General features: G+C 64.4%; 12 protein-coding genes. 6 read left to right on the top strand and 6 right to left on the bottom strand.

What is annotated here, in order from left to right; translation table 11 throughout:
• The first annotated feature begins 68 nt into the window (after positions 1 to 68).
• Entirely contained in the window at positions 69 to 560 is a 492-nt protein-coding gene (locus G542_RS0100895; protein WP_012698543.1) for a universal stress protein, read from the top strand.
• A 78-nt stretch (positions 561 to 638) separates the two neighbouring features.
• Here G542_RS0100895 and G542_RS0100890 read toward each other — a convergent pair whose 3' ends face one another.
• Entirely contained in the window at positions 639 to 1,406 is a 768-nt protein-coding gene (locus G542_RS0100890; RefSeq protein ID WP_012698542.1) for a DeoR/GlpR family DNA-binding transcription regulator, read from the bottom strand.
• A 133-nt stretch (positions 1,407 to 1,539) separates the two neighbouring features.
• Between G542_RS0100890 and glpK the strand changes: the two genes are divergently transcribed.
• Both glpK and G542_RS19710 read left to right on the top strand, forming a co-directional pair.
• Positions 1,540 to 3,018: a glycerol kinase GlpK gene (glpK, locus tag G542_RS0100885; protein ID WP_027823140.1), complete on the top strand. Its 1,479-nt coding sequence runs from the start codon at positions 1,540 to 1,542 to the stop codon at positions 3,016 to 3,018.
• A 355-nt stretch (positions 3,019 to 3,373) separates the two neighbouring features.
• The gene (locus tag G542_RS19710; RefSeq protein ID WP_012698540.1) at positions 3,374 to 4,213 is read left to right on the top strand and encodes a helix-turn-helix transcriptional regulator; all 840 of its coding nucleotides are present in this window, start codon (positions 3,374 to 3,376) and stop codon (positions 4,211 to 4,213) included.
• A gap of 378 nt (positions 4,214 to 4,591) precedes the next feature.
• Here G542_RS19710 and ccsB read toward each other — a convergent pair whose 3' ends face one another.
• From ccsB to G542_RS0100865, 3 genes are all read right to left on the bottom strand, one after another.
• Positions 4,592 to 5,752 (bottom strand): c-type cytochrome biogenesis protein CcsB, encoded by a 1,161-nt coding sequence (ccsB, locus tag G542_RS0100875; protein ID WP_012698539.1) that lies wholly within the window; start codon positions 5,750 to 5,752, stop codon positions 4,592 to 4,594.
• A 31-nt stretch (positions 5,753 to 5,783) separates the two neighbouring features.
• Entirely contained in the window at positions 5,784 to 7,796 is a 2,013-nt protein-coding gene (locus tag G542_RS0100870; protein WP_027823139.1) for a cytochrome c biogenesis protein ResB, read from the bottom strand.
• 110 nt (positions 7,797 to 7,906) lie between these two features.
• On the bottom strand, positions 7,907 to 8,527 hold the full coding sequence (locus G542_RS0100865) for a c-type cytochrome (RefSeq protein WP_012698537.1): 621 nt from the start codon (positions 8,525 to 8,527) through the stop codon (positions 7,907 to 7,909).
• A 94-nt stretch (positions 8,528 to 8,621) separates the two neighbouring features.
• Here G542_RS0100865 and yihA point away from each other — a divergent pair, with 94 nt between their 5' ends.
• The gene (yihA, locus tag G542_RS0100860; RefSeq protein WP_027823138.1) at positions 8,622 to 9,290 is read left to right on the top strand and encodes a ribosome biogenesis GTP-binding protein YihA/YsxC; all 669 of its coding nucleotides are present in this window, start codon (positions 8,622 to 8,624) and stop codon (positions 9,288 to 9,290) included.
• 72 nt (positions 9,291 to 9,362) lie between these two features.
• Here yihA and G542_RS0100855 read toward each other — a convergent pair whose 3' ends face one another.
• Both G542_RS0100855 and gshB read right to left on the bottom strand, forming a co-directional pair.
• On the bottom strand, positions 9,363 to 10,454 hold the full coding sequence (locus G542_RS0100855; protein ID WP_027823137.1) for an FAD:protein FMN transferase: 1,092 nt from the start codon (positions 10,452 to 10,454) through the stop codon (positions 9,363 to 9,365).
• On the bottom strand, positions 10,442 to 11,386 hold the full coding sequence (gene gshB / locus G542_RS0100850; protein WP_027823136.1) for a glutathione synthase: 945 nt from the start codon (positions 11,384 to 11,386) through the stop codon (positions 10,442 to 10,444). The genes G542_RS0100855 and gshB overlap by 13 nt, the downstream gene beginning before the upstream one ends.
• A 73-nt stretch (positions 11,387 to 11,459) precedes the next feature.
• Here gshB and G542_RS0100845 point away from each other — a divergent pair, with 73 nt between their 5' ends.
• Both G542_RS0100845 and G542_RS0100840 read left to right on the top strand, forming a co-directional pair.
• Complete coding sequence (locus G542_RS0100845; RefSeq protein WP_012698533.1) at positions 11,460 to 12,191, top strand: DUF3313 family protein; 732 nt, start codon at positions 11,460 to 11,462, stop codon at positions 12,189 to 12,191.
• A gap of 57 nt (positions 12,192 to 12,248) precedes the next feature.
• Positions 12,249 to 12,470: a hypothetical protein gene (locus tag G542_RS0100840; RefSeq protein ID WP_012698532.1), complete on the top strand. Its 222-nt coding sequence runs from the start codon at positions 12,249 to 12,251 to the stop codon at positions 12,468 to 12,470.
• Positions 12,471 to 12,510: the final 40 nt, after the last annotated feature.

Genomic DNA, 12,510 nt, shown 5'->3' with positions numbered 1-12,510 from the left:
GCGTCGTTCGAGGGTCGCGCGCAGGACCGGGCTGTCCGTCCGTCGCCGTACCGCATCAAGGAGTGCTCATGTATCAACACATCGTGGCGTCAATCGACGAAAGCGATAACGCTAACCTCGCGCTGGAACAGGCCATCGAGATTGCCAAGCTTTCCGGTGCCACCCTGCACCTCGTGCATATCGTCAACCTGTTCGAGCTGGCGCTCGAAGAATACGTGCTGGCGGACAAAAGCAAGCTCGAGGCACTGGCACAGGAGCACGGCGCGGCCCGGCTGGAGCCGGCCGCCGAGCATGTCCGCGCCGCCGGACTGGTGCCGGAATGCTACGTCACCAACTGCTGGGGCGGCGGTGACGAGATTGCCGACTGCCTGCTGGAATACGGCCACAGCGTCAAGGCCGGCCTGCTGGTGCTGGGTACGCACGGCCGCAGCGGCCTGATGCACGTGATGATGGGCAGCGTGGCCGAGGCGGTCATGCGCAGCAGCGACATTCCGTTGCTGACCGTGCGCTCGCCGGCCGGAGAAGCCTACGAGCCGGGTCGTCGCCGGCTGGTGCTGTAACGGCCGCAGGGCGGTCGCTTCCGGGAGCACAAAAAGGGCACGCCGCAGCGTGCCCTTTCTCGTATCCGCATTCCGGGACTAGTGCTCGGCCACGTAGAGCCGGACGGCGTGCTCGGTGATGTGCGGCATCAGCTCGGGTGGCGGCGGTTCGTCGGTGAACACGGCGTTGACTTCGCTGATATGGCAGACCTTCATCATGGCACTGCGGCCGAACTTGCTCGAGTCGGCCACCAGTACCCGCTGGCGGGCATTGGCCATCATGGCCTTGGTGGCACGCACTTCGCGGTAGTCGAAGTCGAGCAGGGTGCCGTCGTTGTCGATGCCGTTGGCGCCCATGATGACGTAGTCCACCTTGAACTGGTCGATCATGTCGAGGGTGGCCACGCCGGTAATGCCGCCATCCTTGGCGCGGACCACGCCGCCGGTGATGATGACCTCGAAATCCGGCCGGCGGGTGATGATGCTGGCGATGTGGATGTTGTTGGTGATCACCCGCAGGTGCTGGTGGGCGACGATCAGTTCGCGCGCCACGGCCTCGATGGTGGTACCGATGCCCATGAACAGCGAACAGTCATTGGGCAGGTGCTCGGCCAGCAGTTTGGCGATGCGGGTTTTTTCCGACTGGTTTTTCACCTGCCGGGTGGCGTACTCCTCGTTCTCCACCGACGGACCGAGTGCAGCACCGCCGTGGAAACGGCGCAGCAGGTTTTCTTCCGACAGGGTGTTGATGTCGCGGCGAATGGTTTGCGGGGTCACGTCGAGCAGACGAGCCAGCTCCTCGATCGGCATGAAACCATTGGCCCGGACGAGTTTCAGAATCTGTTCATGGCGCGGCAAGCGATTCATGGTAGACGCAAGTGCTCGTGGGGGGGTCGTAAACCCAAATGTTTTTAGCATGATTGGCACGGTGCGCGCAAACGAAGCGGCCATGATGTGAAACGCGTGTGGCAGTTCGTTAGCGAAGATGAAAGGCAGGAAAATGAGCGGATTTTTGTTGGCGATTGATCAGGGAACCACCAGTTCGCGTGCCATGGTGTTCGACCGGCACAGCCGGGTGGTGGCCCGGGCCAGCCGTGAGCTGGAGCAGTTTTTTCCGGCGCCGGGCTGGGTCGAACACGACCCGGATGCCCTGTGGCGCGATGTCGAGGCGGTGACGCGCGAAGCGCTGGCGGCCTTGCCGGACGGTGCGGCCATTGCCGCCATCGGCCTGACCAACCAGCGGGAAACCACCCTGCTGTGGAACCGCCGTACCGGGCGGCCGCTGCATCGCGCCATCGTCTGGCAGGACCGGCGTACCGCACCGCTGTGCGAGCAGCTGGCCGGACAGGCTGCCATGGTCCAGGCACGTACCGGCCTGCTGCTCGATCCGTATTTTTCCGCCACCAAGCTGCGCTGGCTGCTGGATACCGTGCCCGGTGCCCAAGAGGCGGCCTGCCGGGGCGAACTGGCCTTCGGCACCGTCGACAGCTGGTTGCTGTGGCAGCTGACCGAAGGACGGGTACACGCAACCGACGCCACTAATGCCGCCCGGACGCTGCTGTTCAACATCCACACCCAGACGTGGGACGACGAGCTGCTGGCGCTGTTCGACATCCCGCGCTCGCTGTTGCCCGAGGTACGCGATTCGGCGGCCGATTTTGGCGAAACCCGGCTGTTCGGGGCGCCGCTGCCGATCCGTGGCGTGGCCGGTGACCAGCAGGCGGCCATGATCGGCCAGGCCTGCTTTGCGCCGGGGATGGTCAAGTCCACCTACGGCACCGGCTGCTTCATGGTGATGAACACCGGCAGCGTGCCGCTGGTATCACGCCACCGGCTGCTGACCACGGTGGCCTACCGGCTGGACGGCCGGCCCACCTACGCGCTGGAGGGCAGCATTTTCATCGCCGGCGCAGCCGTGCAGTGGCTGCGCGATGCCTTGCGGCTGATCGCCCACGCCGGGCAGACCGAGGCGCTGGCCCGCGAGCTGGATTCCAACGACGGCGTCTATCTGGTGCCGGCCTTTACCGGGCTGGGCGCCCCCTACTGGGACCCGCTGGCGCGCGGCACCATCACCGGCCTGTCACGCGATACCGGCATCAACCACATCGTGCGGGCGGCACTGGAGTCCGTGTGTTACCAGAGCCGCGACCTGCTCGATGCCATGCGCGCCGATGGCGTGGCACCGGCCTCGCTGCGGGTCGACGGCGGCATGGCGGCCAACGACTGGCTGATGCAGTTCCTCGCCGACATGCTGGCATTGCCGGTGGAACGGCCGGCGCTGACCGAAACCACGGCACTGGGCGCTGCCTGGCTGGCGGGCCTGGGATGCGGCTGGTATGCCGGACTGGACGAACTGGCCGTGCAGTGGCACCGGCAGGCGGACTTTGCACCGCAGATGGCAGCCGACCGGCGGGACGGGCTGTACGCCGGCTGGCGAGCAGCGGTGGAGCGTACCCTGAGCGGTGGCGTGTCCGGCTGAAGCGTGATGGATCGTTGTGAATATGCTTTAAAAATAAACCCGCCGGATTTCATGCCCGCTGGCGGATTGCCCGGCCAATTAATGACAAAAGGGAATAATGTTTTTCCGGATTGACGACAAGATTTATTCGCCCGTTTTTTGCAAAAAGAATATTTCAATGATTTGTATGCAAAACCCCGACAGAAAATGCATTTGGTCTTGATTTTGAACGGCGCGACAAAAAAAATACTTAATTGAGCACGAAAGCATTATTTTGTCTTGGCACGGGTTTACGGCTCCGTATAATGGTTCAGGCCCATGCGGTCTGGGATAAAGGGTAAGGGCCGCCGCTTCAGAAATCAGCAGAACTGCAACCATGAATTACACCTTTGATAGCCGGCTGGATTTCACGCTGTTCAACAAGGAATGTGGAGCGGCAGCCTGTCCGGCACACTTTCATACCTATAGCCAGATCGTCCTGCCTTTTACCGAGGGCGTGGGCGTGCGCATCGGCCAGTCGGACCCGGTGGAGCTGCCGGTCGACAGCGTGCTGTTCCTGTCGCCGTTCGTGCACCACCATATCGACGGCAACGTGCAGGGCGCCATCTGGGACACGCTGGCGGTCAACCTGTACCGCATGGGGCCGTCGTTCATCAATTCACCGTATCTGGGCGAGATCCACTCGCTGTACCGGGACGGTTTTGCCGGCATCCTGTACCGCGGCGAGGTGGCCCAGCAGGTGCGGACGCACTTCAAGCGGCTGGAAAACTCCTTTTCCATCGAACACATGCTGGGTGTGCTGTCCATCCTGCACCTGCTGTCGCAATCGGACGGCTGGCCGCTGACGCCGGCCGAGGTGCATCCGATGGACCGGCGCGAGATTGAGCTCTGCGTGTCTATCGACGATTACGTCAACAACCACATCGACACGCCGATCGACATCGCCTCGGTCGCCGCGCGGATCCACATGTCCACCGCCAGCTTCTGCCGCTTCTTCCGCCGCTATTTCGGCATGTCGTTCCATGCCTGGCTCCTGGACAAGAAGATCGAAACCGCCTGCTACCAGCTGCACGTCGGTACGGCGCCGATCCAGGACATTGCCGACCGGCTGGGATTCCACTCGGCGTCGCACTTCTCGATGACGTTCAAGCGCCGCATGGGCATCACGCCTGGCGAATACCGCCGTACGGCCCGCCCGGGTGCCCAGCGGCAGTAGGCTGCCAGGACCGGAAACGGCGACGGGCCGCAGAAGCGGCCCGGTGTGGAGGAGAAAAAAGCAGTCTTGAAAGAGCACGACGCCAATCGTGTTTCCGGTTCATGGCGTCCGGGTTGCCGATCCGGCCTTGACGGCCGGCCCTCCTTGGCCCGTTTCGCGTCACGATATCGCGTATACGGTGGCTGCAGATCCGGCGTTCAGGGCCGGCCTGCACTGCTTGCCACCCGGTCTGTCTGCCGGGCCGTTGTGCATCGACAGCCTGCACTGCCTTTGCCCTGTCAGTGTGTACCTGACGAACACCGTTTGCCAATCGACAAAGAATAAAAACCGCCGGCACATGATGCCGGCGGTTTTGCGTGGGCAGGAACCGGACAGACGTTACAAACTTCCGTACGAATGCAGGCCGGTCAGGAACATGTTGACGCCGACAAAGGCAAAGGTGGTGACCAGCAGGCCGATGATGGCCCACCACGACAGCACCGCTCCGCGCCAGCCCTTCACCAGCCGCACGTGCAGCCACGCAGCGTAGTTGAGCCATACGATCAGCGCCCAGGTTTCCTTCGGGTCCCAGCTCCAGTAGCCACCCCAGGCGTCGGCGGCCCACATGGCGCCGAGGATGGTGGCAATGGTGAAGAACAGGAAGCCGACCGCGATGGCGCGGTACATGATTTCTTCCAGCACTTCCGGCTTGGGCAGACGGCTGGCCAGGATACCGCGTGCCGACAGCCGTTCGGCGACGCCGAGCATGGCCGACAGGGCAAAGGCACCGTAGCCGATGAAGTTGGTCGGTACGTGGATCTTCATCCACCACGATTGCAGCGCCGGGATCAGCGGCTGGATTTCGTGTGCCTGGCGCGCGAAGGTGTACCACAGGATGAAGCCGACGGCGGCACTGATGACCAGCAGGACAAACGGCCCGGTCTGGCGGATCTGGAAACGCGCCTCGTAGTAAAGGTGCATCAGGGCGGTGATCAGGCAGAACAGTACGAACACCTCGTAGAGGTTGGACACCGGAATGTGTCCCACGTCCGTACCGATCAGGTAGCTTTCGTCCCAGCGCACGAAGAGGCCGGTCAGCCCCATGACCGCACCGGCCCAGGTCAGGCCGCTGCCAAAGCGCGACAGGAATTCCGAGCGTGCCAGCAGGCCGGCCCAGTAGACGGCGGTGGCGAGGAAGAACAGCACGCACATCCACATGATGGCGGACTGGCTCGACAGCAGGTACTTGAGGAAGAACGACTGCTGGCCGCGGCCCAGGTCACCGGCGTACAGCGCAATGCCCGCCACGGCCAGCAGGCCGGAGAGCGGGAAAAACCAGCGCCACGGCTTCCAGAACAGTCCCAGCGCGATCAGGCCGGCGGCCGAGCCGGCCAGGATGGCCTGTTCGTAGCCGTCCATGAAGGCACCGTACTGCCAGTGCGCAATCGCGGCAGCCGCGAGGATGAACAACGCGTACAGCCCGTCCCCCGGGCCGAAACGCAGGCCCCGGCGGGAGTCGGAGTGGTGGCCGGACCGGGGTCCGGAATGGGCGAGTTGCATGATGAAGGTTCCCTCTTGCAGCTTTGTGTTCTCAGCGCTGGCTGATGTCGTCACGGTAACGGTTGAAATCGCGGTCCAGGTCGGAATTCTTGCGGTTCGAACTCATGGACAGGCGCGTGCGGCCGGTCGGGCCGATCAGGACCCAGACCCGCAGTTCGCGTACATAGAACATGAACAGGATGCCGATGACCAGCAGGACCGAGCCGATGTAGACCACGGTCTTGCCCGGCGAGCGGGTCATCTGCAGGCCGGATGCCTTGACCTCGTCAAAGCCGTCGAACTGCAACAGGACCGGTGAGCCGTAGTCGAGGCTGCCGCTGTAGGCGACCAGACCGTCCAGCAGCAGCTGGTAGTTGGTTTCGTTCATTTCCAGCGGCGGCAGGCCGGCCTGCGCCTGGGCGCGATTCATCAGCTCGATGACGCTGCTTTGCAGGATTTTCAGGTAGGTGTCGGCCACCGCCTGTCGGGCATCTTCCGGCACGTTCTGTTGCAGGAAGCTTTCCAGACCGGCAAAGCCGCCTTCGGAGAAGCGTTCCAGCACCCAGGTCACGCTGTCGGCAAACTTGCCGGCGGTGGCACTGTTGATGCCGTTGTCGCCCGACTGCGCACGGCGGGCCGCTTCGGCACCGATGGCGGCAAACCATTGCGGGGTCTGGAAGGCATTCTTGAGCCGCATGTAGGTCGCCAGCGAACCGTCGGCATCCAGCGGATAGCGCAGGTAGGAGAAAGGTGCGCCGACCTCGGTGCGTACGCCGGTGACGAAGAAGCTGCGGCCTTCCAGCTGCTGCGGAGCGAGGTAACTCAGGTATTCGTTGGCTTGGCCCTGGGCATTGCGCAGGCGGTAGCTGATCGACGGGCCGATGTTGCGGACCTGCTTGTCGTGACGCACGCTGGTGGCGCTGGCCAGCCGCGATTCCATGGTTTTGGCGGTGTCGTTGCCGGTGCCGGTGGATTCGACGTTGAAGGTGCGCAGTTCGTTGAATTCCAGCATGTACTGCTGGCCTTCGACGGTGATCGGCTGGCTGGCCATTGAGCGGGCCGGCAGGGTGGCCGGGCCGGTTTGCGGCCGGCGCAGGTCCCAGGCCTTGAAGCTCAGGCCCGAGCCGCCGTCGCCGAAGCTCGACTGGTAGATGGCGATGCCGTCGACGATCAGCGGGTGGTTGACCTCGATGGTGGCGCTGGTTTCCTTGCCGCTCTGCTTGTCGGTGACCACTACGTCGCTGGCAAAGCGCTTGGGCATGCCGTTGCTGTAGTAGTCGATGTGGAACTGCTTGAGCGTGACGTAGAACGGCAGGTCCTGCACGAAGTAGCCGTTGCCGGAATTGAGGAACACCACGTCGGCCGAGCGGCCTTCGGGCAGGGTGACGCTGCCGCGGAACGACAGGTTGCCGGCACCCAGCCGGCTGGCATCCGGGACCTGGCTTTGCGGCAGGTCGCGTGTTTCCGGCGTGACGCTGCCGAAGAATTCGGCCACTTTCAGCGGCACGTTGCCGTCGATCAGGCCGCCGATGCAGATGACCACGAGGGCGATGTGGGCGAAGAAGTAGCCCAGCTTGTTGGCCGAGCCTTTCTTGGCTGCCAGCATCAGGCCGTCTTCGCGTTCCTTGCGGCGGACAGCGAAGCCCTGGGCCCGCAGGTAGCTTTCGGCCGCATCGGCATCGACGGCATGACCGATTTCGGCCGTGTGCGACATGGCCGCCAGCGAGTTGCTGCTGGCCTGTTCGCGCCAGCCGCGCATTTCGCGCAGGAAGCCCGGGGTATTGCGCCAGATGCACAGCCCGGTCGACAGCACGAGGAAGATCAGGATGACGAGGAACCACGCCGAGTGGTAGACGTCGAACAGCCCTAGCGCACGGTAGACCTCGAACCAGAAGGGACCGAACTCGGCCACGTAGTTGGGCCAGGGTTCGTTCTGCCGCAGGACGGTCCCGATGACCGAGGCAATGGCCAGGATGGTCAGCAGACCGATGGCAAAACGCATCGAACTCAGCAGTTCAAGGAGGTCGGATGCAAGGGAGGGGCGGGTGCGGCGGCTGGACGTCATCGGCATCAACAAGGAAAAGGGGAAGCGGACCGGTCCGCTTCCCCCTGTTTATCACGATCGGTTTAAAGTTGACTTAATTCAACGCAAATGCAAGTCGGTCGCAATGGTGGTCAGCGCAGACCGGAGATATAGTTCGACACGGTCTTGATGTCGTTGTCGCTCATGCGTTTGGCGATGTCGGTCATGATCGGGTTGTTGGCGCGCTCACCCTTCTTGAAAGCCAGCATCTGTGCTTCGATGTAGCTGCCGAACTGGCTGCCGACGCGCGGATACTGCGACGGCATGCCGTTGCCGGCCGGGCCGTGACAGGCCATGCAGGCCGGTACCTTGGCGCTGGCGATGCCTGTGCGGTAAATCGCTCGACCGGCTTCCATGGTCTTGGGATCCTGTGCTTCGCGGGCCTTGGGTTTCTGCGTGCCGAACCAGGCAGCGACGTTTTTCATGTCCTGGTCGGACAGGGTGGAGGCCATGCCCAGCATGATGGCGTTGTTGCGCTTGCCTGACTTGAACTCGGTCAGTTGCTTGACGATGTAGTCAGGATGCTGGCCGGCCAGTACCGGGTTGGCAGCGGCGACACTGTTGCCGTCCACTCCGTGACAGGCGGCACAGATCTGTTCGGCGATCAGCTTGCCTTTGGCCGGATCGGCCGGAACCGGTGCGGGAGTCGGGTTCGCCAAGGCGCCGGCTGCCATGGTCAGGCCTGCCAGGGCCAGCAGCACGTTGTATTTCATGGTTTCTCCTAGCAAAAGAGGTCGCGGAACCGCTGCGTAAGTAGTATTTTGAAACGGCCTATTCTATACCAAATGATTTTGAGCGTTCCACACGATGCCGCTATTCCAAAACGCCACGTTCTTTACCACCGTCAACCATTTGCGCGATCTGCCGCCCACCAGCGCCGAAATCGCCTTCGTTGGCCGTTCCAACGCCGGCAAATCCAGCGCCATCAATGCCTTGGCCAACCGTACCCGGCTGGCCTATGTCTCCAAGACACCCGGCCGTACCCAGCACATCAACTTTTTCCGGCTGGCCAGCCATTTTGACTATTTCCTGGTCGACCTTCCGGGCTACGGCTATGCCGAAGTGCCGGAATCCGTGCGGGCGCACTGGGTCGAACTGCTGGGCCGCTACCTGCAAACGCGCGAAAGCCTGATCGGATTGCTGCTGATCATGGATGCGCGACATCCTTTGAGGGAACTTGACATGCGCATGCTGGATTTCTTCCGCATGCGCGGCCAGCCGGTGCACATCCTGCTCTCCAAGTCAGACAAGATGAACCGGCAGGAGCAGAACAAGACCCTGGCCACCGTCCGCCAGGCGCTGGCCGGCTATCCGCAGGTCAGCATCCAGCTGTTTTCCAGCAGCAAGAAACAGGGACTGGAGCAGGTCGAAACCGTGGTCGCCGGCTGGTTTGCCGGGCTGGAAGCCCGGCAGGCCGACGAACTGACGGACGGCGAGCCGGACGACCGAACTCCGGACCCGGACAGCGCGTCCTAATCCATAGCGCGTCTCGCGCTGCCCGCGTGGCCTACCTGCGCGGGCGCCTTGTTCAGCAGCAAGGCTCCCCGTTCACCCGGCTCGCTCCCCCGCCAGCCGGGTTTTTTCCGTCGGCAGCACGGTCACCCGTGCCGGGGCGGGATCCAGCCAGTGCACCCGTCTGGCCATGGATTCGCTGAGGGTGATGCGTCCTTCGCCATCCACCAGCAGAAAGTCGCCGATACCGAATGCCGCCGCCGAACGGGTCAGGTCAGCAGCCGGTGCAAAGTAGAGCGACTTGGTCGCCACGTCCGAGCGCAGGCCCGGCCGTTCTCCGGTATTGACCAGCACGCTGACCGCTTCGCGCCGGCAGTCGGCGGTGCCGTCAGCCGGGTTGACCAGGTGGCAGTAGCGGCGGCCATCGACTTCGAAAAAGCGCTGGTAGTCGCCCGACGTACCCAGTGCTTCGCCGTCACGCAGGGCGATCACCGCCATGGCCCGCGGCTCGCGCGGGTGTTGCAGGCCGACCCGCCACGGTTCGCCCGGCGCCTTTTCGCCCAGCGCCAGCACGTTGCCGCCGATGTTGACCAGCGCCTGCCTGACGCCATGCTCGCGCAGGATGGCGGCACTGCGGTCCAGCGCCCAGCCCTTGGCCAGTCCGCCCAGATCCACGGCCACTGCCCGGTTGCGGCTGCGGGCCTGACCGTCGGCCAGTTCCACGTCCGTCATCGATGGTGCGGCGGCCAGCAGCGCCTGCCGCGCCTGCTCGTCAGGCAGCCTGGCGGCGTAGCGGTCGGCATGAAATCCCCAGAGCTGGATCAGCTGGCCGATGGCCGGGTTGAAACGGCCTTGCGAGCGCTGTTCGCCGTCCTGCGCCAGTTGCAGCAGTTCGGTCATTTCCGCGTCAACGGCAGCCTGCTGGCCGCTGGCGAAGGCCTGGTTGAGCCGTACCAGGTCGCTGCCCGGTTGCCAGGCGTGCAGCTTGCGGTGCAGGCGGTCGAGGTCGGCCAGTACCGCCGCCACGGCCGGTGCCGCCTGTTCGGTCGGCAGCCCGGCCACGGTGACTTCGATCCGGGTGCCGAATACATAGCTTTCCTGCTGGTAGCGTGGCGGGGGCGACGCCGTGCAGGCGGCCAGCAGCAGCGCCAGCATGACTGCCAGCGCGGTGTGCATCAGGCGTTGCATCGTGCCTCAAGCGCCTCGACAAAACGGCCGGCCACGTCGCAGCCGGTCTGGTCCATGATTTCGCGAAAGCAGGTCGGGCTGGTGACGTTGATTTCGGTCAGGCAGTCGCCGATGACGTCTAGCCCCACCAGCAGCAGGCCTTGGGCGGCCAGCTTCGGTCCCAGTTCTTCGGCAATTTCGCGGTCGCGGGCCGACAGCGGGCGCGCTTCGCCGCGGCCGCCGGCGGCGAGGTTGCCACGGGTTTCGCCGGCTTTGGGAATGCGTGCCAGGCAGTAGTCGACCGGCTTGCCGTCGATCAGCAGGATGCGCTTGTCGCCGTCGGCGATCTGCGGCAGGTAGCGCTGTACCATCAGGCTGCGCTGGCCGTGCTGGCTCATGACCTCCAGCACCGAGCCCAGGTTGGGGTCGCGCGCCGACAGGCGGAAGATGCCTTCGCCGCCCATGCTGTCGAGCGGCTTGAGGATGGCGTCACCCTGTTCGGAGACAAAGGCGCGCAGGCGGTCCATGTCGCGGCTGACCAGGGTCGGGGCGGTTAGGTGCGGATAGCTGAGGATGGCGAGCTTTTCGTTGTGGTCGCGGATCGCCTGGCCGCGGTTGAAACAGCGTGCCCCCAGCCGTTCGGCCACGCTCATGAGGTGGGTGGCGTAGAGGTATTCGGCGTCGAACGGCGGGTCCTTGCGCATCACCACGGCATCAAAGGCGGTGAGGTCGGTGTCCTGTGGCGTACCACAGCGGTACCAGTCGTCCCGCTGGCCGGTCAGGGTCAGCGGCGTGGCGCGCAGGTAGACGCGGCCTTCGCGGGCAAAGAGGTCGGGCAGTCCGGCAACAAACAGCTGGTGGCCGCGGGCTGCGGCGGCTTCCATCATGGCGAACGTACTGTCCTTGTAGGTCTTGAAACCGGCCAGCGGGTCGGCAATGAAGGCGACTTTCATGTATACATGCTCTCCGTCTGTATTAGTGTGCGCTTGATCTGGCGTGCACCGAATGTACCGGAGCATACCTCTTATGATGATTCGTCGTGGATGGCGTACCGGCGCCCTGGTGCTGGCCACCGTCTGGCTGACCGGCTGTGCCGGCACCGGAGCACCGCTGACCCAAAGCGGATTCCTGCAGGATTACGCCCGTTTGCAGCCCCGGGATGATGCCACCGTGGCATGGCTCAATCCGTCCACGCGCCCGTTCGGCGAGCGGCCGCTGGTGGTCGAGCCGGTGGTGATCCGCGAGCAACAGGTAGAAGGCGAGGTGATTTCGCTGGCCGACAACCGCTACAGCAACCTGCGGGTCTGGTTGCGTGACGCCGTGGTGGCACGGCTCAAGGCTGCCGGCTACACGGTGGCCGACGAACCGGCACCGGATGCGACCCGCATCCGCCTCGCCGTCACCGGCCTGATGCATACGCCGTCGTCACTGCGCATTCTGGAAATGCTGCCGATGGGTGCCCTGCTGGCCGGTGCCAAGGCCGTGACCGGCAACCGCAACGACGATGTGGTGATGTTTGTCGAACTCCAGGTGCGGGATCCGCGGGGCGAGGTGCTGATCGAGGGCGTGCAGCGCGTCAACGGGGTCGCCATGTCGCCGCGCGAACTGGCCGGCATCACGCCCCGGCAGGTGCAGGCCCAGGCCGACGTGTTTGCCCTGCGGCTGGCTGACAGCCTGCAACGCTTTGACCGTGCCCACGCCAACGGCACCCTGCCGGTGGCCGGCAATGCCCGGCTGGCAACCTCGGCCCGCCCCTGACGACCGTCCGGCCTTCTCGGGCCGGGAACGCTGTCCCCCTCTGCGTCGGGGTCGTGCATGCTGCAACGCAGTCACGCCACCGGCACTGCCACAGTCTTCAGCCATGACCGCCGGCGGTTTGCCCTGCCGGACCGCGTGATCCGGTGCATCCCGGAATGGGTGACGGCTGGCAGGGTGCATGCCCGGAGGACGCGCCCCTTGCCGGTTGCGGCGCGCCTTGTCCAGGCCGGTGATGCCATCGTGACGGCAGGCGTGCAGTCCGGTGTGTCGCGTGTCTGAACGATGCCCCCGCCTGGTTCACCCTTTCCTGCATTGACGG

Source organism: Laribacter hongkongensis DSM 14985 (assembly GCF_000423285.1).
In the GTDB taxonomy this organism is placed as follows: domain Bacteria; phylum Pseudomonadota; class Gammaproteobacteria; order Burkholderiales; family Aquaspirillaceae; genus Laribacter; species Laribacter hongkongensis.
Note: the sequence above shows the minus strand (reverse complement) of the source record. Positions and strands in the feature narration are given on the sequence as shown.

Bases quoted from the DNA above. Each gene is read 5' to 3' on its own strand.
- G542_RS0100895 (WP_012698543.1), top strand. From the start codon at position 69: ATGTATCAACACATCGTGGCGTCAATCGACGAAAGCGATAACGCTAAC.
- G542_RS0100890 (WP_012698542.1), bottom strand. From the start codon at position 1,406: ATGAATCGCTTGCCGCGCCATGAACAGATTCTGAAACTCGTCCGGGCC.
- glpK (WP_027823140.1), top strand. From the start codon at position 1,540: ATGAGCGGATTTTTGTTGGCGATTGATCAGGGAACCACCAGTTCGCGT.
- G542_RS19710 (WP_012698540.1), top strand. From the start codon at position 3,374: ATGAATTACACCTTTGATAGCCGGCTGGATTTCACGCTGTTCAACAAG.
- ccsB (WP_012698539.1), bottom strand. From the start codon at position 5,752: ATGCAACTCGCCCATTCCGGACCCCGGTCCGGCCACCACTCCGACTCC.
- G542_RS0100870 (WP_027823139.1), bottom strand. From the start codon at position 7,796: ATGACGTCCAGCCGCCGCACCCGCCCCTCCCTTGCATCCGACCTCCTT.
- G542_RS0100865 (WP_012698537.1), bottom strand. From the start codon at position 8,527: ATGAAATACAACGTGCTGCTGGCCCTGGCAGGCCTGACCATGGCAGCC.
- yihA (WP_027823138.1), top strand. From the start codon at position 8,622: ATGCCGCTATTCCAAAACGCCACGTTCTTTACCACCGTCAACCATTTG.
- G542_RS0100855 (WP_027823137.1), bottom strand. From the start codon at position 10,454: ATGCAACGCCTGATGCACACCGCGCTGGCAGTCATGCTGGCGCTGCTG.
- gshB (WP_027823136.1), bottom strand. From the start codon at position 11,386: ATGAAAGTCGCCTTCATTGCCGACCCGCTGGCCGGTTTCAAGACCTAC.
- G542_RS0100845 (WP_012698533.1), top strand. From the start codon at position 11,460: ATGATGATTCGTCGTGGATGGCGTACCGGCGCCCTGGTGCTGGCCACC.
- G542_RS0100840 (WP_012698532.1), top strand. From the start codon at position 12,249: ATGCTGCAACGCAGTCACGCCACCGGCACTGCCACAGTCTTCAGCCAT.